At 56.2% G+C, this 23086-nt stretch carries 19 protein-coding genes and 1 pseudogene; 15 read left to right on the forward strand and 5 right to left on the reverse strand.

Annotation, left to right across the window (positions count from 1 at the left end):
* Positions 1 to 77: 77 nt before the first annotated feature.
* Positions 78 to 206 (reverse strand): annotated as a pseudogene (locus ACP26L_RS11830) (TetR-like C-terminal domain-containing protein); the annotation flags it as partial.
* A 588-nt stretch (positions 207 to 794) separates the two neighbouring features.
* On the opposite strand from ACP26L_RS11830, the gene ACP26L_RS11835 reads away from it, so the two are divergent.
* From ACP26L_RS11835 to ACP26L_RS11855, 5 genes are all read left to right on the forward strand, one after another.
* Positions 795 to 1202, forward strand: a complete 408-nt coding sequence (locus ACP26L_RS11835) for a cupin domain-containing protein (protein WP_426452714.1) — start codon at positions 795 to 797, stop codon at positions 1200 to 1202.
* Positions 1203 to 1467: 265 nt separating this feature from the next.
* Positions 1468 to 1827: a heterocycloanthracin/sonorensin family bacteriocin gene (locus tag ACP26L_RS11840; RefSeq protein WP_426452715.1), complete on the forward strand. Its 360-nt coding sequence runs from the start codon at positions 1468 to 1470 to the stop codon at positions 1825 to 1827.
* Positions 1828 to 2004: 177 nt separating this feature from the next.
* Complete coding sequence (locus tag ACP26L_RS11845; protein ID WP_426452716.1) at positions 2005 to 3933, forward strand: putative thiazole-containing bacteriocin maturation protein; 1929 nt, start codon at positions 2005 to 2007, stop codon at positions 3931 to 3933.
* Positions 3930 to 5873 carry a TOMM precursor leader peptide-binding protein gene (locus tag ACP26L_RS11850; protein ID WP_426452717.1) on the forward strand — a complete coding sequence of 648 codons (1944 nt, stop codon included), beginning with the start codon at positions 3930 to 3932 and terminating at the stop codon, positions 5871 to 5873. Before ACP26L_RS11845 ends, ACP26L_RS11850 begins: the two co-directional genes overlap by 4 nt.
* Before the next feature lie 66 nt (positions 5874 to 5939).
* Positions 5940 to 7493: a SagB family peptide dehydrogenase gene (locus ACP26L_RS11855; protein WP_426452718.1), complete on the forward strand. Its 1554-nt coding sequence runs from the start codon at positions 5940 to 5942 to the stop codon at positions 7491 to 7493.
* Between the two features lie 304 nt (positions 7494 to 7797).
* On the opposite strand, the gene ACP26L_RS11860 is transcribed toward ACP26L_RS11855, so the two are convergent.
* A complete protein-coding gene (locus tag ACP26L_RS11860; protein ID WP_426452719.1) occupies positions 7798 to 8337 on the reverse strand; it encodes a CBO0543 family protein in 540 nt (179 codons plus the stop codon).
* Between the two features lie 456 nt (positions 8338 to 8793).
* A complete protein-coding gene (locus ACP26L_RS11865) occupies positions 8794 to 10146 on the reverse strand; it encodes an MATE family efflux transporter (RefSeq protein WP_426452720.1) in 1353 nt (450 codons plus the stop codon).
* Between the two features lie 208 nt (positions 10147 to 10354).
* Between ACP26L_RS11865 and ACP26L_RS11870 the strand changes: the two genes are divergently transcribed.
* The 7 genes from ACP26L_RS11870 (at position 10355) to ACP26L_RS11900 (ending at position 19042) form a co-directional block, all read left to right on the forward strand.
* The gene (locus ACP26L_RS11870) at positions 10355 to 11035 is read left to right on the forward strand and encodes a TetR/AcrR family transcriptional regulator (RefSeq protein ID WP_426452721.1); all 681 of its coding nucleotides are present in this window, start codon (positions 10355 to 10357) and stop codon (positions 11033 to 11035) included.
* A gap of 262 nt (positions 11036 to 11297) precedes the next feature.
* Positions 11298 to 12191 carry an ABC transporter permease gene (locus tag ACP26L_RS11875; RefSeq protein WP_426452722.1) on the forward strand — a complete coding sequence of 298 codons (894 nt, stop codon included), beginning with the start codon at positions 11298 to 11300 and terminating at the stop codon, positions 12189 to 12191.
* Between the two features lie 7 nt (positions 12192 to 12198).
* Positions 12199 to 13095 (forward strand): carbohydrate ABC transporter permease, encoded by an 897-nt coding sequence (locus ACP26L_RS11880; RefSeq protein ID WP_426452723.1) that lies wholly within the window; start codon positions 12199 to 12201, stop codon positions 13093 to 13095.
* Positions 13096 to 13235: 140 nt separating this feature from the next.
* The gene (locus ACP26L_RS11885) at positions 13236 to 14951 is read left to right on the forward strand and encodes a hypothetical protein (RefSeq protein WP_426452724.1); all 1716 of its coding nucleotides are present in this window, start codon (positions 13236 to 13238) and stop codon (positions 14949 to 14951) included.
* 89 nt (positions 14952 to 15040) lie between these two features.
* Positions 15041 to 16831, forward strand: a complete 1791-nt coding sequence (locus tag ACP26L_RS11890; RefSeq protein ID WP_426452725.1) for a cache domain-containing sensor histidine kinase — start codon at positions 15041 to 15043, stop codon at positions 16829 to 16831.
* A complete protein-coding gene (locus ACP26L_RS11895) occupies positions 16828 to 18441 on the forward strand; it encodes a response regulator transcription factor (RefSeq protein ID WP_426452726.1) in 1614 nt (537 codons plus the stop codon). The genes ACP26L_RS11890 and ACP26L_RS11895 overlap by 4 nt, the downstream gene beginning before the upstream one ends.
* A gap of 73 nt (positions 18442 to 18514) precedes the next feature.
* Positions 18515 to 19042, forward strand: a complete 528-nt coding sequence (locus tag ACP26L_RS11900) for a histidine phosphatase family protein (protein ID WP_426452727.1) — start codon at positions 18515 to 18517, stop codon at positions 19040 to 19042.
* Between the two features lie 57 nt (positions 19043 to 19099).
* On the opposite strand, the gene ACP26L_RS11905 is transcribed toward ACP26L_RS11900, so the two are convergent.
* Positions 19100 to 19918, reverse strand: a complete 819-nt coding sequence (locus ACP26L_RS11905) for an alpha/beta fold hydrolase (protein WP_426452728.1) — start codon at positions 19916 to 19918, stop codon at positions 19100 to 19102.
* 112 nt (positions 19919 to 20030) lie between these two features.
* Between ACP26L_RS11905 and ACP26L_RS11910 the strand changes: the two genes are divergently transcribed.
* The 3 genes from ACP26L_RS11910 (at position 20031) to ACP26L_RS11920 (ending at position 22146) form a co-directional block, all read left to right on the forward strand.
* Positions 20031 to 20984: a helix-turn-helix transcriptional regulator gene (locus tag ACP26L_RS11910; protein WP_426452729.1), complete on the forward strand. Its 954-nt coding sequence runs from the start codon at positions 20031 to 20033 to the stop codon at positions 20982 to 20984.
* Positions 20985 to 21018: 34 nt separating this feature from the next.
* On the forward strand, positions 21019 to 21297 hold the full coding sequence (locus ACP26L_RS11915) for a DUF2277 domain-containing protein (RefSeq protein ID WP_426452730.1): 279 nt from the start codon (positions 21019 to 21021) through the stop codon (positions 21295 to 21297).
* A 609-nt stretch (positions 21298 to 21906) separates the two neighbouring features.
* Positions 21907 to 22146, forward strand: a complete 240-nt coding sequence (locus ACP26L_RS11920; RefSeq protein ID WP_426454908.1) for a DUF1272 domain-containing protein — start codon at positions 21907 to 21909, stop codon at positions 22144 to 22146.
* A 152-nt stretch (positions 22147 to 22298) separates the two neighbouring features.
* Here the strand turns inward: ACP26L_RS11920 and ACP26L_RS11925 are convergent, their stop codons facing one another.
* Positions 22299 to 23078, reverse strand: coding sequence for an exodeoxyribonuclease III (locus tag ACP26L_RS11925; protein ID WP_426452731.1), 780 nt, complete (start codon positions 23076 to 23078; stop codon positions 22299 to 22301).
* Positions 23079 to 23086 lie beyond the last annotated feature (8 nt).

A 23086-nucleotide genomic window follows, 5' to 3' on the forward strand; every position in this document is an offset into this window, starting at 1 on the left:
CGTGGCCTTCGGTCCGGGTTTCTTGTTATCACCGTTGGCGTACAAGCCGCGCCTGAGATGATGTATTCTAAAATGCATCACACCACTCTTTCTAATAAAATCGCAGCTTGCCTAGCCATTGCTTCAGGCGGGCAGGGCATTTGGTTTGTAATCCACCATTCGACCATGCCTGCATAAGCCATCCCCACAAACCGTAGCATGACCTCTCCCGTTAATTCCTCATTCCTTTCTTGGGCTGGATCCTAAGTGTACCAGCCTTTCCTAGATAATAGACACTTTTAATCCGTGTGTCGAGAAATCGACGAATCAAGGGATAATAACGATTGTCCGGAACTGAAATTTTATTATTATATACATATGTCGATTAACCGATCAACATCGATTATTTAGTAGAGGATGGGATGCGAATCAGTGACCATAATAAGGAGGCGTATTTGTGAGCAATACTCCGCTCGAGTTAATAGAATCTGTCACAAGAATGACATCCTGGTAGAGGCATATTCACCCATTGCATACGGTGCCATTCTTGATAATACAGAGATAAAGGCAACAGCTGATAAGTATGGAATATCCGTTGCTCAGCTCAGCCTGCGGTAGGATATCCAGCCTGGTCTTGTACTCATTCCTAAGACGGCCAATCCAGATAACATGAGAATCAATGCAGAGCTTGATTTTGTTATCAGCGATGCAGATATGGAGACTTTGAAGAATGTGGAGGCCATCCAGAAGTAGGGTGAGCATAGTTTCTTTCCGGTCGTTGGAGGAAAAATAAAAAAGTAATGGGAGGAAGCCAAATGGCAAAACATGAAGAAGTAAAACAGGGCGTGATTTTCCCCGTGGGAGAGAAGAATGAAGCATTTTCAAACTATTTTGTTGGACAAAGTTACCTTAACATGCTGGTTGCCGATCCTAAAGTCAATGTTGGCGTTGGAAACGTGACCTTTGAACCGGGCTGCAGAAATAACTGGCACATTCATCGGGATGGATTTCAACTTCTGTTAATCACCGGCGGCGAAGGTTGGTACCAAGAGGAGGGAATGGCTGCCCAATTCTTGAAAGCCGGTGATGTTATTATTACCCATGATGGGGTAAAACACTGGCATGGCGCCACAAAAGACAGCTGGTTCGAGCATATTGCAATCACTGCAGGTAGGCCGGAATGGCTGGAACCCGTATCGGATGAGGAGTATAATAAACTTTAAATGAAGAATAATGGCCGGAAGACAAGGACCGACATTCATTAAGACCGCATAAGCTGCGGTCTTTTCTTTTTAAGTCAGCTTTCTTGAAACGTACTCATAGCGTACAGCACTATTGGTACAAACGCCCAAAAAATGGGTCAATTGACTCAGGAACATTCGCGGAGTTCACACCATAAATTGGAATCATGTTTCGGTAACATTCGATATCATTTCGCTTCAAAGGATCAGGAAAAGGATCATCAAAAAATTATTGGAGGTTTATCTCATGACTAATTTTCAAAATGAGCTTCAGCAGTTGGGTGTTTCGCAGTTTCAGGCGAGCGAGGTAACGCCTTGGGAGCAGCAGGCCCAGTATCCCGCTTATCCCGCCGGCCCGTATCCGATCGGCCAAGTGCCGGTGGATCCTGCGCGTCTGTGCGTCGGATTATGTGCGGGAGTTTGTGCTGGGGTTTGTGCGGGGGTTTGCGCCGGAGTATGTGCCGGAGTTTGCGGTGTCTTTTGTGCCGGAGTTTGTGGAGGCGTTTGCGGCGGCTTTTGCGCGGGTCGCTGTCATAACTGTGCGGGCTTCTGCCATCACTGCGCAGGCAGCTGTCATCACTGCGGAGGCGGCCATCGCTGTCGCTGACCCCCCCGTCTTTCTCCCGTCTTGCAGTAAAGTGATCACCCATGCACATCGCTGTGCATGGGTGATCGCTGTTTTCTAAAGCAGATATCTGACATGAGGGACAAAGAGACGTACATAGGATTTCATATCATGGATATTCCGAAGTGGAGAACGACGTTTACGGCTAGGAGGGCTGAGATGTCAAAGCTGACCCGATCTGCGCGCCTTCAGGTAAAGGCGGATACGTTTTTTTTGCCGGTTCCAAACGACGGCGTCTATTTCCGGAATAACGTCGGCACGTTCCACATGCAAGGAGAAATGATCTACCGCTGGCTGGAAAAGCTCATCCCCATGTTCAACGGGGAGCACACACTGGCGGAATTGACGGACGGTCTATCCGGTCCGCATCGGGACAGGGTGTACGAAATCGCGGAAGTGCTGATGCAGAAAGGATTCGCGCGGGATGCGAGCCAGGACCGTCCGCACGTGCTATCGGAGGAAACGGTCCGCAGGTATGCAGGGCAGATCGCTTTTCTCGAAAGCTTCGGCGATTCCGGTGCCTACCGCTTCCAGTGCTACCGGCAGGCCAAGGTGCTCGCGGTCGGCTCCGGCCCGATGTTTGCTTCGCTGGTGTCGGCGCTTCTGGAGTCTGGCCTGCCCCGGTTCTGCATGCTGATAACGGATTCGCTGCAGACGGATCGGAAGCGGCTTAAGGTTTTGGAGGAGCACGCCCGCTTGACGGACTCTGAGGTGGAGATCGGAGAGGTGGCACTGCCGAACAAGGGAGCCGGCGCTTGGAGGGAAGCCGTGCGGCCTTTCGATACGGTTCTCTATGTATCCGAGATGGGCGATGGTGAGGAGTTTCGGTTGCTTCGTGCAGCATGCCAGACGGAACGCAGAACGCTGCTTCCCGCCGTGTGCCTTCATCAGGCAGGCATCGCGGGCCCGCTCGTCCAGCCGGAGAGCGCGTTCTGCTGGGATTCGGCAATGCGGCGCATCCACAAGTCCGAAGTATGTAAGGACCCGGAACGTTTTGCCTTCTCCTCCACGGCGGGGGCGCTGCTCGCGAATGTGATTGTGTTCGAGCACTTCAAGCAGGTAGCGGGAGCTGCCCAGTCGGAGCTGAGAAACTCACTGTATCTGCTTGATTTGGAAACGCTGGAAGGAAACTGGCATCCGTTCCTGCCGCATCCTCTCGCCGCCGGAAAATGGAATGAGGCAGCCAGATGGGTGGATGACGTGGAGCTCCGGCTTGAGGAGAGGCTGGACGGCGGCGCAGTGAACGGGCTGTTTTCGTATCTGGGCATGTTAACTTCGGAGAGAACGGGAATTCTCCATAGGTGGGAGGAAGGGGACCTTAGACAGCTTCCCCTGTCACAATGCCGCGTCCAGGCCGCCAATCCGTTGTCGGAAGGGCCGGCCGATCTGCTGCCGGAGATGATCTGCTCCGGACTCACGCATGAGGAGGCACGGCGTGAATCGGGGCTTGCCGGGCTTGAATCGTACGTGTCGCGGCTCGCGGGTGCTCTCGTGAACACCGAGCAGTACATCGGCATTGGTGTCGGGGAGAGGGCTGCAGAAGGATTGGCGCGCGGGCTGCAGGCTTGTTTGTCGCAGCACCTGGAGGCACGGCTGACCAGCCGCAAGTCTCCTGTCACTCAGGTAGGGCTCGGTCAGGTTGACGACGAGCGCTGCCTGTATTATCTGCAAGCATTGACCACGATGCGGGGCCTGCCTTCGATCGGGCTCGGAGAGGAAGTGTGCGGCTTTCCGGCCGTATGGGTGGGCACGGAGGACGGATGGTTCGGCGGCACCGGCTTGACCGTGACAACGGCGCTGCGCACGGCGCTGCAGGCTGCGCTGATGAAGGCGCAAAACGGCACCGCTTGCCGAGCACCGCAGGCGGTGGAGGCGGAATCCGTCCAGCTCGGTCCGAACGCCCCGCTGGAGCTATCGGTTCCCGCCGAGGTGACGGTGGCACAGCGGGATGTGGTCAGTGATGCGATGAGGAAGCTGAAAAGCAGCGGCCGGGAAGTATATGTGATTGATCTGGCGGTGGAGCCGTTTTTGCGTGAGGGTCCTGCCGTCGTCTTCGGCGTGCTGCTGGGAGAGGGGGAGGCCGGATGAGTGCGGTCGTAGCCATAGTCGGAGAGGGTGTGCTGGCGGATTTAGTGTGTGTGGAGCTGAGTCCCGAGTACCGGATCGTTCGTTTGGCCGATGCCCGAGAGGAAATGCCGGCAGGAGTCGAACTCGCTCTGGTCCTGCATGATGCTTGGTATCCCGCTGTTCACCGAGAGGCGGAGGCGGTTTTTGAGGCTGCTGGCCTTCCGTGGCTGCGCGGTTGCGTCGCCTTTGGCGAAGGTGTTGTCGGGCCGCTGGTCAGGCCGGGCCGGCCTGGGTGCTCCAGGTGTGCGGATACCCGGCAGCTTATCGCGGGACGCGACCGAAGGGAAATGTGGGAGCTGAGGCATCGTTTGACGGAGACAGGGAGGGGCCCGTCCGACATGTGGGCATCGCGCACGGGACTGCTGCAGATGGCCCATCTGCTTGCGGCGGAATCGCGGAACGTGCTGCGCGGCAGCCTATCCCGCCTAGAAGAGCATGTGGTATTCGTCAATCTGAAGACGCTGTACAGCTCCAGCCATTTCTTCCTGCCGGACCCGCTGTGCCCCGTATGCGGACGTCTTCCGGAAGATTCGCGGGATGCGGCCCGGATCTCCCTTGAGCCGAGTCCCAAAATCGGCGAGAACATGTACCGCAGCCGATCGCTCGATGAGCTGAAATCTTTTCTGGTCAGGGATTATCTCGATTACAAGACCGGATTAATGAATGGAAAAATACCGGATCTGCTGTCTCCTTTGGCCGATGTAACCGTGAATCTTCCGATGGTAGATGGGGACGAGTTGACGGCGGGCCGGACGAATTGCTATGCGGACAGCGAGCTTTCCGCCATCTTGGAGGGATTGGAGCGATATTGCGGCACGTCGCCGCGAGGTAAGCGGCCGGTCGTTCGCGGCAGCTGGCGGCAGCTGGCGGGGGAAGCGCTCGATCCCATGACCGTCGGGCTGTATGCCAAGGAGCAATATGAGCTGCCGGGATTTCCTTTCCGGCCGTTCGATCCCGATGTCGAGACGGATTGGGTATGGGGGTACTCGTTTGCGCAAGAGCGCCCGATGCTGGTGCCCCAGTGGCTTGCGTATTACAGCTCTCCTTGCCGGCAGGGCTTCGTGTACGAGACGTCCAACGGCTGCGCCTTGGGTGGAAGCCTGGAGGAAGCGATCTTGTACGGCATGCTGGAAATCGTGGAGCGCGATTCGTTCCTGCTGACGTGGTACGCACAGCTGCCGCTTCCCCAACTAGACCCTCGATCTACGGGCGACCGCGAATTGAACCTCATGGTAGACCGATTGCAGGCCGCTGCCGGTTTTGATGTGCTCTTGTTTAATGCAACGATGGAGAATGGCATTCCCAGCATTTGGGCGCTGGCCAAGAATAGGAAGCCTAACGGAATAAATCTCATCTGTGCGGCCGGAGCGCACCCGGATCCGGTGCGGGCGGCCAAGGGAGCGGTCCACGAGCTGTCGGGGATGACGCTGACCATGGGTCAGAAATTCGAGACGAACCGGGAGAACTATGCGAAAATGCTTCGCGATCCTTCGCTCGTACGGAGCATGGAGGACCATTCCATGCTATACAGCTTACCGGAGGCGGAGCCGCGGCTAAGCTTTTTGCTGAAGCAAAACCGGCCGATGCGAACGTTCGCTCAGGAATTTGGAGCCGCGCCGAAGAGCGGTGATCTGACTGAAGACTTGAAGGCAATGATCGGCACGTTCCATCGGCTCCAGTTGGACGTGATCGTAGTGGACCAGACGACGCCGGAGCTGCGGCGTAATTCGCTGCACTGTGTGAAGGTGCTGATCCCCGGCATGCTGCCGATGACGTTCGGCTACCATTTTACCCGGGTGGCGGGACTAAACAGGGTGCTTCGGGTGCCGGCCAAGCTGGGGTACACGGAGCGGCCATTGCGTCCGGAGGAGCTCAACGCTTATCCGCATCCGTTCCCTTAAATGAGCGGGACGATGCCGGCGAATGCCATACCTTGGCTCTCTATTGGTGCGATGGGGGGAAGCAGAATGAGTCTGGAAGCGTTTATCCGCCATCTCCATGCCGACGGCGAAGAGAGCGGGCTGCCCGGCTGGGTGGTCAATTGGGACGACAAGCCGTTGTCCTATAAGCTGTATCGAGGCCTGCCTGCTGTTCCGCTGTCCTCGGATATCCCGCTGTCGTTGGAAGCACGGCGAACGCCCGCTGAGCCTAGCCTGAAAGACATCGGACAGTTCCTCTGGTACGCCTACGGGCTGACTCAAGTCAGTCATGTTCATGCCGCTGCGGTGCAGTCGTACCACAGATTCGTCCCTTCGGGTGGAGGGCTGTACCCGAACGAATTGTACGTCTATCTGCGCTCGGCAGCCGGCGATCCCGGTGTGTACCATTACGATGCAGCGCATCACCGCCTTGTCCTGCTGCGCGAAGGTGACTTCGATTTGTATTTGGCCCGGGCTCTCGGGGGCCGCAGCGATCTATCCTCTTGCTTCGGCGCTGTCTTCGTATCGGCGATGGTTTGGAAAAATGCTTTCAAATACAACACCTTTTCTTATCGTCTGCAAGGGCTCGATACAGGCGTGCTGATGGGGCAGCTGCTGGAGACGGCGAAACGGTTCGGCTATTCGTCAAGAGTTCATTACCGGTTTCTGGACTCGGCCGTAGGCCATCTGCTGGGGTTATCCGGCCGGGAGGAGAACGTGTATGCGGTTATCCCGCTTTCGGCGCAGCGCGAAATCGCTTGGATCGGCGACGGCATCGGCACGCAGGTGCAAGCTGCAGCGGATGAGCTTTGCCGCGAACTGCCGGCTGTTCAGCATCAGCAGTTCATGCGTTCGAAGACCGTAAAGGAGATCCCGCTGCTGAGTTGGATGAACAAATCGGCGGAGCTGGATACGCTGCCGCCGTTTCGCCGTTTAGAGCCATCCGTGCGCACAGAAAGCGGAATGCAGAGTGTCTATTTGCCTCTAGTGAAGCGGCTGAACTTCGATCTCGCGGCGGCCGGCCGAGCAAGATATTCGCCCGAAAGCGAATTTGTCTTGTGCCGCGTAACGGCACAGCAGCTGGCCGCCCTGCTGCATGAAGCTGCGGCTTCCTTTGCGTACCGCAGCGATTTGGACGGAGCGGGGGAGGTGTCCCCGCATCGTGTCGCTATATACGGGTGTTTCTATAATGTCGAAGGCGTGCCGGACGGAGCTTACCGTTATGACACAGCCGCCCACGCCCTCCGGCGCGTGCTTGCCGGTGATCATCGGCTCCGTCTGCAGCAGGGAATGATCCTTCACAACGTCAATTTGTTTCAAGTGCCGATCTGTCTGCACCTTGCCGGTGATGCCGATCACCTGATTCCTAAGTTAGGGTATAGAGGATACCGCATTCAGCAGATGGAAGCCGGCATGCTCCTGCATCACCTGCTGCTGGCATCATCCGTGCTCGGCATGGGAGGTCGTCCGCTGCTTGGCTTTCGGGCCGGAGGATGTGACGAGCTCTACCGGTTGTCCCAACAGCGGCTAACCAGCCTCGTCCAAATCCCGATCGGCCGCTGCCTGCCCCGTCCCCGACTGGTGGGAGGCTTGCACGGTTAGGTTGAAGTAGGGTGTCCCCATAGCGTAGCATGAGATAAAACACCTTCAAGCGAATGCTTCCATATGTAAGATGTGGAAGACTGCCTAACCAGAAAGATCTCGTGACCTCATAATAGGAACGGGCAGTACATCTAAAAACCCCTCTATAGGCATTCTACTTACATGGCATGCAACATTAGGACCGGCAATTGGAGTATTTTTGAAGTGTCTACGTGCAGATACGTGAGTCACGCGATCGGGAAGGCCGTTCCGCTCTTGCAAAGAAATAATACTAGGCGCCCTGCCGTCAGGTCAGGGCGCCTTTTTACGTTATTCTTGGGTTGGCTTTCGATCTCTGCCACCGTCTAAAGAGTTCAACAAAGCCTCTTGTAATTAAGGATTTCAAACTGACGCTGAATAATGTGTGATACCATTTCCACCAAGCGCTCCACTTTATCAAACCAGTTTTTCGATCAGCCCAAATTTCAAATACTGTGAGTGGGATGGAAAAGAAGAATACCTTGTAAGCGACAGATAGTAAGTTATCCTTTTCTTTGCTCGACATTTGATTATATATGACCGTAACGATGGGATACAGTAATAAGTCAAATAGGATATGGATTTTAAAAAAACTATGCAATAACCGGGTTGGATATGTAATTAAATTCATTTTTGTTGCAAACTTGTCGAGTACAACATTTGTACATGCATTAAATATATAGGCGAAAATCAGACTCTTTTTGTCTGAACGATTGAATAGAAAAGGGGAAATCCAAATGGAGAGCAGAAGTAAACAGTATAAGAAAGTCATTTCATTCTTTCTCTTTTGGCTCAAAAGTCCCACTCCCTTCACTTCTATAATCATTTGCTCCTCGTAAAAAAATACTCGATGAATCTAACTCTTTGACTTTTCCTTGCCTTTTATTTATTTAAATTCTGTAAAAATATAAAGAATTATTCAATTGGTGTATGGAAGATGTGCCCATCAGCAACCTGGGCGGATGATCTATCGAATTTATTACGGTACAGTGATGGTCAGGAAATGAGCGTCGGACTGCCCACCTGAGGAAACAGACTGCGGTTCACAGCCGGCAGCCGTAGAATAGAGATGAGGCTGAAGAAATCATAAGATTTCTCATAGAAGATACCGGTTGCCGCGAGTTCGTCAAAAAAAAAGCACAGCCCTTCAAGACAATTGAAGAGGCTGTGCTTTTTTTGATGTATATCATGGAGTCATCACGAAAATCAGGCGAGACGGGTGATTCGACAATAACAAAGGAGAGTGCCCTTACCTGCCTTCTTGCGTGGGATATGTTTTTTTCTAGTGCCCCAAATGATCCAAATCCGGCTGCAATTTGTTCCGAAGAATATACAGCATGATAGCTCCGACAAGGAAAGCGACGGCATCCGCAATGACAAGCGACCAGACCACACCGTGGAAGCCATACATTCGATTGGCGATATAGAGCACAGGAATCAGAGTAACTCCTTGAATAACTGACATAATAAAGGCTGCGGTTCCCTGCGCTGTTGCTTGGAAGATCCCCGTAAACAACGTGGTCATTCCCGTAATGAACAAGGATAAGAACGTCACATGCAGAATATAGCTGCCCACTTCAATTAATTGCGGATCATTCGTAAATAAACCAATGAGGCGGCCGGAAATCAAGTAGACGATGACGCCGAACAGGGCGGCTAACACCACAATCGTTTTGATCGTGAATCCAATCGTTTGCTTCAGGCGTAATTTATTCGCTGTAAAAGAGAAGGCAATGAGCGGCACGACCCCTTCGCATAAGCCCATCAGTATAAACTCAGGAAATTGCAGTAAACGTGAGGTGATTCCGAAAGCCGCTGCAGCCTGATCCCCATATTCGACAAGAAAAAGGTTTAAGACGAGTGACATTGCACCCAAGAAGAGGCTCATTACAAAGACGGGAACTCCGATTTTGAATACATTGCTCAGGATGTCCTTGTTGGCCTTGAACCATTTTACGGAGATAGTAAGGAATGGGCTCTTATATCCCATATGGAAGGCGTAGAATCCACTCGCAACCAAGTTAGATATGACTGTAGCCGATGCGACACCGATCACGCCCCAATGGAAAACGAAGATGACTGCAGCATCAAGAATAATATTTACGACAACACTGAGAATCATACCGACCATCGACATGATGGCTGCCCCCTCCGAGCGCACGATATTCTCCAGCGTGAAGAATAATACAACGAAGGGTGAACCGATAAGCATAATCGTGACATAGTCCTTGGTGTATCCGAAGGAGTCAGGCGTTGCCCCCAGGCCACGAACGATAGAATCGATCAACGGGAGACAGGCGGCCATCACGATCAGACCGAGAACTATACTGCTGTAAAAGGCGAAGGAAGATACGTGCCTAACCTCATCATATTTCTTCTCTCCCAGCAATCGGGAGATGAATGTGCCGCTCCCCATTCCAATCAAGTTGCCCAGCGCCATAATGATCGCGAATAAGGGCAGGGTTAGCGCGAGTGCGGTTAACATGGCCGTATTGTTCAATGTACCAAGGAAATAGGCATTCAAAATGGAATAGATGACACTCATTGATGTGCCTAGCATCATGGGTACAGCGAAGTGAGCTACGGCTTTGGCGATCGGTGCTTTTTCGAAATAATGGAGGTTCTGTGCATCCATGTTTGGTCACTACTTTCTTTATTTTATTTTGGTCCTGCCGATGATGAGGGCGATGAAGACAAAGTCATGTTGTTTACTTCAAGAGGAATCCCTCCGTTAGGATATCATCTAACACCGTAAGGTTGTGACTTACAGTGTTAGATGATATCATGGGCCTATGGATCTGTAAAGCATAAACTTACACTGTTAGGTAGAAGGACGGATGTCGATGAAAAAGCAGCAGCCTCAGATTTCGGAGGATAAGATTCTGGAGGCATCGTGGGAGCTTCTTGGAGAGGAGGGTATCGAGAAATTCAGCATGAGGCGATTGGCCGACCGGCTGGGGATTCAGGCTCCCTCTTTGTATTGGTACTTCAAGAGCAAGCAGAACCTCTATCAGCGTCTTGCCAACCAGGTATCGAAGATTATCCTGGAGGAGTTCCACTCCAATGGGGACTGGAAGGAGCAGCTGACGGGGCTTGCGGTAACGGTACGGAGTGTGCTCCGCCGGTATCCATGCTCCACGCAGCTCATGATGATGACGCTGCCCCACGAACCGGACATCATCCGGTTCACCAACCGTATGCTCCTCTGTGTGGAGTCGACGCCGCTTGATCAAGAGCAGAAGATGCAAGTCGTTCTCACCCTTGTGAACTATGTCTACTTCTTTGTTCTGGATGATGAACAGCATCAGCGCAATGTCTCCGCTATTCTTAAGGAGCAGAAAGAGCTTCCGGGTGAGAAGATGGTTCGTCTCCTGGACTCCATGAGCGAGTCGGAAGCGGGACTGTTCCGGAGGATGTTCACAAACGGGCTGTTCGAGCTGATGGGGACCGACAGGGCATTTGAGTTCGGTTTGAAGCTGATTCTGCTCGGGATTGAACAGGTGATAAAGGAGCAGGAGAAGTAGAATGCAAAAAACGCTCGTCCGGTAATAGGACGGGCGGTTTCAATGAACGAGTGCAGGAACTAAACTAACTTACCGCTTCGTTGAACGCGTCCCCTTCACGGGGGCGCTATTTTTTTCGTCTGCGTGATTTGTGCTCGAGGGCATCGAGAAATTCGGCATGGGACGATGGGCTGTCACCCAACCAAAACGAAATAAATCCAATCGTTGTGATATGGTGGTTTCCATGAGTTCCCTTTATCATGAAGTCACGAGGAGGATGCTTATGTATGCAAAGGCTTACAAGTATCGCTGGCAGTATCTCATGATTTTGCCGGGCGTGGTCCTGCTGTTTCTCTTCCATTATATCCCGATGGCAGGGATTCAGGTCGCGTTCCGGGATTTTCAGATCGGCACATCCATTTGGAGCAGCCCCTGGGTGGGTATGGACAATTTTGCGTTCCTCGGGGAGGAGCAGTTCTGGACGGTGGTCCGGAATACGCTGTACATTTCGGTGCTGAAATTCGTCTTCGGATTCCCCGCTCCGATTCTGCTGGCGCTCATGATCAACGAGGTTACCCACACGGCCTTCCGGCGTTTCGTCCAGTCGGTGAGCTACCTGCCGCACTTCTTTTCCTGGATCGTCGTGGCCTACATCCTGCAGGCCTTCCTGACATTGGACGGGGGCCTCGTGAACCAGGCGGTCACCACGGCGGGCGCGGAGCCGATCTTCTTCCTGGGCTCCACGGAGTGGTTCCGTCCGGTGGTGATCGCAAGCGGCCTCTGGAAGGAGACCGGCTGGAACACCATCCTCTACCTGGCGGCCATCACGACCATCGACCCGCAGCTCTATGAAGCGGCGAAGGTGGAGGGGGCCGGCAAGCTGGCGCAGATCCGCCATATCACGCTGCCGGGCATCCTGCCGACGATCTCCATCGTGCTGATCCTCAGCATCCCGAGCCTCATCACCGTCGGCATGGATCAGATCTATCCGCTGATGAACTCAGCCAATATGGAAGTCGCGGACGTCCTGGATACGTATGTCCTCCGCAGCGGCCTGCTGCAGGGATACTTCGGCATGGCGACTGCCGTCGGCCTGCTCTCCTCGGTGATTAGCCTGATGCTGGTCGTCACGACCAACCAGCTGTCCAGAAGAATGAACGGCGAAGGGCTGTGGTGAACCGCCTATGAAACCGAATGCAGCCGAAACCGTCATCCAATCGCTGGTCGTCGCTCTGCTGGCCCTGATGTGCCTGTCCGTGCTCTATCCGTTCCTGTACATGCTGGCGATCTCCCTCAACGAGGGGGCCGATGCCGCCAAGGGAGGCGTGTACCTGCTGCCGCGGGCTTTCACTCTCCTGAACTATGAGATCGTGCTGGGCAATGAGGTCATCCGCCATGCCTATCTCATCACGATCGCCAGGACCGTTCTGGGCACGGTCTCCGGGCTGTTCGTCACGCTTCTCGTGGCATTCGGGCTGTCCTACAGGGGGCTGCCGCTCCGGGGAGTCATCCTCAGCTACATCCTGATCACCATGCTGTTCAACGGCGGACTGGTCCCGTACTACATTCAGCTGAACAACCTGGGGCTGCTCAACACGTTCTGGGTCTACATTCTGCCCGGCATGTTCTCGGTCTGGAATATGTTCGTCATGCTGAAGTTCATTCAAGGCATTCCCGAGGCGCTGATCGAATCGGCGGAGATGGACGGGGCCGGGCCGGTGCGCGTGCTCCTGCAGATCATCATTCCGCTCTCGAAGCCGATGCTGGCCGCCCTGGGACTCTTTACGGCGGTCGGCCACTGGAATGACTGGTTCACCGGCGCCTTCTTCGTAACCGACCAGTCGCTGATTCCCGTCCAGACCTTCCTGCAGCAGCTGCTCGCGGCTTCGGATATATCGGCTGTACTTGGTTCGAACACGAATCAGGAGGCGCTGGCCCGAAGCTCCCAGATGCAGAATATTACGCTGATGTCGATCAAGATGGCCGTCGTGATGGTGAGTGCGCTGCCGATCCTGTGCGTGTATCCGTTTCTCCAGAAATATTTTGTGAAGGGCGTTCTTGTCGGGTCCGTGAAAGGATGATTCAGTATCTGATAAGGGATCATGAAGTGCCGGGTCACGGATCATGAAGTGCAGGTGAGAGGATAAGGCCGTGTTCAGACAATGATGTGAACTGCGGTAACATTCAAATACCAAAACAGGCAGAGACAGGGGGAAGGGATATGCGTATGCGTTTCAAGTCAACAGGCAGACGGTGGGGAGCCTTGACGCTGGCCGCTATGCTGGCGGTATCCGCAGGATGCTCGGGTGCGGGAGAGAGCGGGAGCGGGAACAGCAATCCGTCGGCCGATGCGGGCCAAGGCGCTTCGGAGGCTGCGGCGGGCGGAAGCTCGAAATCGTTCGAGCTGTGGCTGGGCTGGTCGGCGACGATCAACAACAACAGCCTGATCCAGAAGTATTGGAAGGACAAGGAGCCGGGCGTGGAGGTGAAGCTCGAAGCGACGCAGGGGGATGCGACAACCGCGCTCAACCTGCGGATCAACACGGGCGGGTTCAAGGACGCCGCTATCTTCAGCCGCAGCGAGACGGTCAAGAGTGCGATGGACCGCTCCAAGCTGCTCATGCCGCTCGAGCCGTATTTCAATATGCCGGAGAAGTACCCGGGCCTGGCCTCCATCCCGAAGAAGTACCTGGACCGCATGAAGGATAAGGACGGCCATATCTGGTCGATTCCCTCGTGGTTCGATCAGAATCCGGACAATCCGTGGCCCGGCTGGTCTTCGGTGGGCTGGATGGTCCGCTCGGATCTGCTCGAGCAGGCCGGCATGAAGGCGGAGGATCTGGCCACGCTGGAAGGCGTTGAGGCCTTCCTGAAGAAAGCGGCCGGGCTTAAGGATGCGTCGGGCAAGCCGATACTTCCCCTCTCTTTCCTGATGGACCCGAACAGCTCGCTCGGTTGGAGCGACGAGAACGCCGTGATGAGCGCCTTCGGCGTGACGACCGGCGGGGCGGGGATCGAGAAGAAGGGCGGCGAATTCGTTTTCGCCTACGATGATCCGAATTATAAAGCCGCCTATCATTGGCTGAACCGGATGTACCGTGAGAAGCTGATCGACCCCGAGGTCGTGACGAACAAGAAAGAGCAGTACATGGAGAAGAATAAAGCCGGCCGGATCGCGATGAATGTGGGAAGCTTCTGGAATATCCCTGCGTCCGTCTGGGAAACGCTCGACGGCCCTACGGAGCCCGGGTGGTATGTTCAGGCGATTCCGTTCCCCAAAGTACCGGGCGTCGAGAAGATCGGTACGAATCAGGTCGTGAATCCGTACCCGGGCTACGATGTCTATATTAACAAGAACACCAAGAATCTGGAGGCAATCCTGACATTCTTCGATTACAGCCTGCAGCCGAAGCCGGAGCAGCAGCATGTCATCAACGAAGGTCCTCCCGGACTGTATTGGAATTGGACGGATGGGCCGCTCGGCAAATGGAAGTTCACGGACGAAGCCTACAAGAAGGACCGTAATTCGGGCGACGTAGCCCAAAAGGCCAAGGTGACGCCCGAGCTCTACATGACTTCGTCCTTCAGCGGCAAATGGTATCCTTGGTGGAATACGGCGGAGGCGGAGAAGAAAGGGGCGGCCAAGACCGTACAGTTCACGGAAGCGATTGCGAAGATGGGCGGCGTGCGCAATGCGCATTCGCACGACCTCGTTCAGACGAAGCAGGGCGGTGTCATGGAGAAGTATGCGCCGGAGCTGGAGAATATCCGCAAGGAGTACCGGGGCAAGCTGCTGATGGCCAAGGACGATGCGCAGTTCGAAGCGGCCTGGCAGGCGTTCCGGGATGCGCTGGAGAAGCGCGGCCACTGGAGCGAGGTGAAGCAGGAGTGGCGGGAATCGTATCAGGCGGATATCCAGGAGAACGGCGAGTTCTAGTATAATGAAGGAGCAGCCCCTTCCCTAGGGGGTGCTCCGTTTTGATGTTCGCGGGAAGCTCTGCCAGTAACGGGAACGGGAGGAAGCCGATGCTTAGACAGCATATCGAGAAAACCATCATCCGCCTGACCCGCCCCATGAACCTGAAGGGCAAATTCGTTCTGCTCTACGGCCTTATTGTCTTCCTGCCTACGGCACTTCTGGCTGTCGGAGCCGGGTATCTGGTGCTTCACCACACGAGAGCCAACTATCTGCTCACAATCGAGGAAGCGGTCCGCCAGAGCGCCCGGAGCATCGAATTCAAGAAGCAGAGCTACGATCTGCTGGCGGTCCGGACGGCCACCGACGGCGAGCTGATCTCCAGGCTCTCCCGCGATTATGCGGATATGTTCGAGCAGGTGGAGACCGTCGAATACGTGGACCGCTCCTTCCAGTATACGGCCAAGTACCTGCCGGGCATCGAGGATTTCCGGATCTATCACGCTAACGCCACACTGGTTCAGGACGGCGGGCTGCTCTGGAAGCCGGAAAGCCGTATGCTGTCCGGCCTGCAGGAGAAGCTCTGGTTCGAGCGGACGCTGGCTTCCCCGGAAGCCATGAGATGGACCAATGCACCCGATGACAGGTCGAAGCTCATGGTCACGCAGAAAATTTTCGGCAGCTCCGGCGATCCCTACGGCATCGTCTACATGCTGCTCGACTATAATGCGGTCTTCGCGGAACCGTTCCGGCATCCCTTCGGCGGAGCGGGCGAGCTGTATATCGTAGACAGCGGCGGGCATCTGATCGCCTCCTCGGAACCGGGTGAGATCGGGGAGCCCCTCGCCGGTTCCAGCCTGCAGCCCTACTGGGACCGGCAGAATCAGGAGGCTTCGCCGGGAACAGGCAAGCTGCTGGTGACCAGCCGGCTCTCTTCTGGCTGGACTGTCGCCGCCCTGGTCCACCTGGACCGGATGGAAGAGCAGTCGAGGCGCATCTTCCTAGCAGTGGCCGTCGGCATCGCTTTCTTCCTGCTGCTGTCCACCTTCCTGATCCTGACCGTGCTGCGGAATATCGTATGGCGCATCCGTAAGCTCGGGATGCGGATGACGGATATCTCGGACGGGGTGTTCGAGGTGACCGTGAGCAGCAGGGACCGCGACGAGCTTGGCGAGCTCGAGCTCCTGTTCAATCAGATGTCCGGCCGTCTGGGCCGTCTGGTCGAAGAGAGCACGCAGGCCAGCCTGAAGGAACGAGAGCAGTCGTTCAAGGCGCTGCAGGCCCAGATCAACCCCCATTTTATCTACAATTCGCTCAGTCTGGTCCGCTGGCGGGCCATGGATCTGAAGGACGAGATGCAGGTACGCATTATCGACGCCATGACGACCTTCTACCGTCTCGCCCTGAATAACCGGGACAACATTACGCTATTTCGGGAGGAGCTCGAGCATCTCAGGGCGTATATCGAGATCCAGCAGCTGCGGTATCCGAACCGGGTTACAGTGGAGTGGCAGGTGGAGCCGGGGGTGCTGGACCTCTTCACGATCAAAATGCTCCTGCAGCCGGTCGTCGAGAACTGCTATCTGCACGGCAGCATTATGAGAGCGGAGAACGCGCTTCTCCGGGTCACGATTGGCCGATCCGATGACACCGTTCATGTGGAGATCTACGATAACGGCAAAGGGATCCGCAAGGAGGTATTAGACCTCATTCAAGCGGGTAACTACAGCGGAACCGGCAATGGATTCGGTATGAACAATATCCGGGAGCGGCTGGGGCTGTATTTCGGTTCGAGGGCCCGATTCGCCGTAGACAGCGTCGAGGGGGAGTGGACGGCTGTTACCATAGACATCCCGGTTTGCAGGGAGCGGCCCGAACTCATTCGAGGAGGTGCAGGATGATCCGCGTATTGATTGTAGATGACGAACCGCTGCATATCGAAGGACTTGTCCGGCATATCGACTGGGACGGGCTGGGCTACGAGTCCCCTCTGACGGCGGAGTCGGGGGAGGAGGCTCTGGCTATACTGGCTGAAACACCGGTCGATGTGCTGGTCACGGACGTGTCGATGCCGGAGATGACGGGCATCGAGCTGCTTGCCAGGTGCCGCTCCGACTACCCGCAGCTCCAGTCGCTCCAGACGCTGATGATCAGCGGGTACGACGAATTTGAATTCGTGCAGGAAGCGATTCATCTCGGGGTCAAGGCCTATGTGCTCAAGCCCATCAAGACGGAGGAGATGGAAGAGAAGCTGGCGGCCTTCCGGACGGCCATCGAGAAGAAGCATCAGATCGAGCGGGAAACCGAGGCCCTGAAGGAAAAAGTAACCGGCAGCCTCGACGTTCTGCACGACCGCTTCGTAGGGGATCTGCTCGAAGGACGCCTTCAGAACGAAGACATGGCCGGTTCGTGGAGCCGCCTGCTGGAGCTGCCGGCGGAGCCGCGGCCGTTCCGCCTGTTCCTGTTCGGCTACGACAGGCTTCCCGATTCGCCGCTGCAGGACGCCCGGCAGCGCATCCTGCTGAGCGACGGGCTGATGAGGGCCGTACGGGTGGGCTTGTCCGGTCTCCCGGGGACTTATATCGGAAGAACGGGGGCCGACGAGGCGGCGGTGATCCACCTGAACGCTTCGCCGGCGGACCGGGCTCGGATAGAGAAGCAGCTGCCGTTCGTTCAGGATGTGATCCGCGAGCAGTGTGCCGCTTCCCTCACCATCGGGGTGAGCCGGGAAAGCAGCGGGTGGGAGGAGGCCCCGCTCCTCTTGAAGGACGTAAAGCATATGGTGAACCGGGCCAGAGGAGCCGGCAGCGGGCTCATTCATTACTTTGACCGGCTGGAAGCGACGGAGTACCAGGAGTTTCAGCTGCGGGAGGAGAACATCCCCGAGATAGTCCGGCTCCTGGAGAAAGGGGACGGCGAGCAGGCGGTGCTGGCTTTCAACCAGGCCTTCGACCTCCTGCTGATGCAGAGCCCGGTTTCGTTCTCCTACGTTCAGGCCTTCGGGATGGGGCTGCTCAGCGAGCTCGCACGGAAGTTCAAACGCCCGAAGGGCGACGACGGCGAGATCAACATCCGGATGTGGCAGCGGCTGATCGACTGTGCGAGCACCGCGGAGATCCGGAAGGTGCTGCTGGATGAGCTGTCCCGGTACGCGCAGATGCAGCAGAAAGAACGGACGGCGCAGCAGCACCATCTGATCCACAACATCGCCCGGTATCTGGAAGACCATCTGCTCGATCAGGTGACCGTCAAGCAGCTGGGCGAGCAGTTCCAGCTCAATCCGAGCTACCTCAGCGTGCTCTTCAAGAAGGAGACCGGCCGGACCATCTCCGACTATGTGCAGGAGCTGCGCATGAACCGGGCAAAGGAGCTGCTGCGCGATCCGCATAGGAAGGTGTACGAGGTCGCGGAGCAGGTAGGGTATCAGACCACCGCGTATTTTGCCTATCTGTTCAAGAAGACCACCGGTGTCACACCGCAGGAGTTCCGGGATTATCATTATGAAGAATAACAGGAGGCGGCAGGAGGACATCCGTGCTAAACTTACCTTATTTAGACAATACAGAATAAGGAGAGTGCCCTCCATGATCTATGTCGTCCGGCACGGGCAGACTGATTGGAACAAAGAAGGAAGGCTGCAGGGCAGAAAGGGACTGCCGCTGAACGAGACCGGCATCCGGCAGGCCGAAGAGCTCAGGGACCGGCTGCGGGAGATCCGCTTCGATGCGGTCTTCTCCTCACCGCAGGAGCGGGCGGTTCAAACCGCTGAGATCGCAGGGGGACGGCGGGCGGTTGTGGATCCCCGGCTGGATGTCTTCGATCTAGGGGAAGCCGACGGTCTGCGAAGGGAGGAAGTTCAGCTGACCGGCGCGGTGCCGGACCCCCGGGTCTATGCGGGAGTGGAGGAGATCCGCAGCTTCCTCGGGCGGGTGTTCGCCTTCATGCGGGAGCTGGAGGCGCAGGTTGACGTAAGAGAGGCGAACCTTCTGCTGTCGGGGCACCGCTGTACGACAGGGGCGATCGGCGCTTATTATGAAGGCATTCCGGAGGATGGCAATATCCTCAGGTTCTCCTCGGGAAACGGGGAATTCAAGGTGTATCCGGTGCGGTAAGCAGGAGAAGGGGACGCCGTGCGGCGCCCCCTTCCTTCGGGCCATGCTCACCCAAGCTCAGGATGGAAGCCCTTCGAGAAACTCCCTCACCTCCCGGCAGAACCCGCCGGGATCATCCGTATGAACGCCATGACCCGTATCGAATACGGCCAGCCGGGTGCCGGGACGGCGGGACGCCATCCGCTCGGCTTGAGCCTCGTCCATGACAAAGCTTTGCCTGCCGTGAATCAGCAGGATAGGGCAGGTGGAGGAGAGCCAGTCGTCCCACCACGCTCCGTTGCAGTTCTCCTGGGAAATGCGCATGCCAGGCAGATCGCAGCGGAGCCCCCAGCCCTTCTCGTCTTCGAAGGAGCCTTCGATGAAATAATCGATGTTCTTCAGGCCTGCCTGCTTCAGTGCCTCACGGAGCTCTCTTAAGGAGCCGGTGCGCTCGGGCAGCTTCTCGGCGAAGCTCAGGTCCCCCTGAATCTCAGCCCCGATGTCTTCGACGATCACAGCCTTCACCAGCTCGGGATAGCGTGCTGCGAACTGGTACGCATTGAGCCCGCCCAGGGAATGGCCGAGCAGGGTGACCGGCCGGCCGTCCAGCACGGTGCGGATGAAGGCGAGGATGTCGCCGATATAGCCCTCCCGGGAGTAATCCCGGTCCTCCGGGTGTCCGCTCCAGCCGTGGCCGCGCTGATCCAGGCCCATCACATGAAAGTCAGGGAACTGCGCGGCCACCTCCGAGAAGGTTCTCGCTTTCCCCAGGTGTCCGTGCAGCAGGAGCAGCACGTTGTCGCTCTCCCCGCCGTAATCGAGGTAAGAGAGCCGGAGCGAAGCGGATGAGAAGAATTTGCGGATTCCGAGGGAGTGCTGTGGTTGGGTGGAGCTCATGGAATATTCCTCCTTTAATGGGTCGATATAGGGAAAATCATCTTGACTTCATTTTGAATATATCAGACAATAGTGACAATTCATGTCATGATCATGAAAAATGGAGCTGCGCATGTCTAAATCCAAACGACTCATGGAACTCATGATGGCCGTCAACCGAAAACCCAAGTTTACTGTCAAGGAGCTCGCCGGGGAGTTCGGCGTGTCGCCGCGAACGATCCTGCGCGATCTGCAGGAACTGAGCGAGCTCGGGGTCCCTCTCTATTCCGAGGTAGGCCCTCATGGAGGCTACCGGGTATTGAAGCAGCGAATTCTGCCTCCGATCGCGTTCTCCGAGGAGGAAGCGGTTGCGGTCTTCTTCGCGGTCCATGCACTGCGACACTACGCCTCCCTTCCCTTCGAGACGGAGACTTCCTCGGCGCTGAACAAATTCTATTATTATATGCCGCAGGATACGCGGGAGCGGATCGACCAGATGAAGCAGCGGGTGGACTTCGTGACTCCTGCGAGGCAGGCGTCCTCCCCGTATTTATCCCTTCTGCTCGAAGCGGCGATCCGGCAGCAAGTGCTGCTCGTCGATTACGCATCCCGGGGGCAGCATTCCCGCAGGGAGCTCCAGCCGGTCGGGCTCTACACGCGGGACGGCCTGTGGTACTGCCCCGCTTACTGCTTTCAGAGCGGAGAACTTCGGGTGTTCCGGTGTGACCGGATGCAGGCCGTCGAAGCTTCGGAGACCAAGCCGATGGAGCTGCGGCATGTCCACCTGGAGAACCGGCTGCTTGAGCAGCGTGCCCTGGTGGAGCAGGAGGCCGTCACCATTTTGGCGGAGCTGACACCGGCAGGGGTGCAGGCGTGTGAGGCGGCGCCCTGGCCCGAGCCCAAGCTGCATCTGCGCGAGGATGGGAGCGGGTGGCTGGAGGGGGAGATTGCGAAGCGGGACCTTCCGTATTTTGCACAATTTTTCATTGGGCTAGGGCAGGATGTCACGCTGAAGCAGCCGCCGGAGCTGCTGGAGGCCATTCGTACGAAGCTGGCTGAGCTTACGGTCAAGTATAGGCAAGTGTGAACGAAGACCATGACCATAGGAAAGGGAGATGCCCATGTGCCGCAATATCAAAACCTTGTTTAACTTCGAGCCGCGCGCGACTGAGGAGGAGATCCAGGCCGCTGCGCTGCAGTTCGTGCGCAAGATCTCGGGCTTTCAGACCCCGTCGAAGGCGAATGCGGAGGCATTCCACCTCGCTGTGGACGAAGTGGCGGCATCCGCCAGAAAGCTTATGGGGGCCCTGGTCACGCAGGCGGAGCCGCGCAATCGTGAGGTGGAAGCCGAGCGGGCACGGGCACGCAATGCCAAGCGGTTCGGGACCGCGGAGGAGTAGGTGGGGGGAACACAGTTATATCGGAGTTTATGAGGCTGCCGGCGATGATCGGTGGCCTTTTTCCTTGAAAGGCAGTTTGCCGCAACACCTCGTCTTATAAGAGGTGATAAAACAAGTCATGGTCCATCTAGAAAAGCTGCACCTATCTCTATGAACTCACATTTAACCTCAATACTGCCGTGATAAATCATGCCGATTACAGTCCTGTCACGAGTGCGGCCTTAGGTTACAGAGTCCTGAAGCGGATGACAAAGATATCCAAGGGTTTCTTTTTATTTTTGAGTATCCCAAATAAATGGCTGTTTTAAAACGAATTCAGCTTTTTAGGGCCAGCATCTTTGGAGAATCGAAGACTCCTGTGGCAGCATACCAGACGTTTGATGATACGGGAGGCCTTTCATGACTGGCAGCGTCCACAGCTCTTCCTTCTCCGAAATGGTACATCCTTTTGCCGCAAAAGTGGATCTTTTCATCAGACCGCTGATCTGTTTGAATAGGAGTACCCCGATAGCGGGAGAGGCATGCATACCCCATTTGCTCTGGATCACCAGGGGAGCGCGTGCCATATCACCGGAAGACAGAGACGGAGTGATGACGATGGGACTCGAGATGAGAGACCGCTGTGAAACATGTACGAAGACGCTTGACCGCACATCGACCGCCTACATATGCACACATGAGTGTACCTTCTGCCCCGAGTGCACGGAGGCGATGCACCATGTATGCCCGAACTGCAGCGGAGAGCTGGTGAAAAGGCCGAGAAGCGGTGCAGCCGTAACCAGCTGCCCGCTTGGCTCGCAGGCGCTGCGAAGTCCGGCAGGCCATGCGGGGTATCGAATTCCGGATTGATCCCCTTCGCAAGAAGCAGTCTGCGAGGGGGGCCAAAGCGGGCGGGAACATAACGGACGGAGACTGCAGGCTTTGGCAGCGGTGCCCCTAATAAACAGCAGCAAAATACCCCCTATTGGTCATGAACCGGTAGGGGGTTGTTGTGCTGCCGCTTAAGGCTGTACTGAAGCTGCCTGAGGCACTTCGGCCAAGGTCAGCACGACCGGGCAGTGGTCGCTGCCCAGCACATGGGCGTGGATCTGGGCGTCCTGCAGAGAAGGAGCAAGCCGGGCGGAGGCGAGGAAGTAGTCGATGCGCCATCCTACGTTCCGCTCCCGTACCTTCGGCATGTTCGACCACCAGGTGTAGGCGTCCGCCTGCTCGGGATAGAAGTGCCGGAACGTATCGATGAACCCGGCCTCCAGCAGGTCAGTCATCTTCTGCCGCTCTTCGGCGGTAAAGCCGGAGTTGCCGCGGTTGCCCTTGGCATTCTTGAGGTCGATCTCCTCGTGGGCGACATTGAGGTCTCCGCACAGGATGACCGGCTTCACGGCATCCAGCCCGGTGATATAGCTGCGGAACCGGTCTTCCCACTCGAGCCTGTAGTCCAGCCTCGACAAGTCCCGCTTGGCGTTGGGCGTATAGACGGTTACGAGATAGAATCCTTCGTACTCAAGCGTGAGAATGCGCCCCTCCGGCTCGGAGTCCTCTTCGAGCCCGTAACGTACGCTGAGCGGCTTGACTTTCGTGAATACGGCGGTACCCGAGTAGCCTTTCTTCTCCGCATAGTTCCAGTATTGATGGTACTCCGGGTAGTCCAGCGCGATCTGGCCTTCCTGCAGCTTCGTTTCCTGGACGCAGAAGACATCCGCATCCGTCTCCGCGAAGTACTCGCTGAACCCTTTATTGACGCAGGCCCTCAGGCCGTTGACATTCCATGATATGAGTTTCATTCTGTTTG

Origin of the sequence: Paenibacillus sp. S-38 (assembly GCF_049942825.1) — a bacterium.
In the GTDB taxonomy this organism is placed as follows: Bacteria; Bacillota; Bacilli; order Paenibacillales; family NBRC-103111; genus Paenibacillus_G.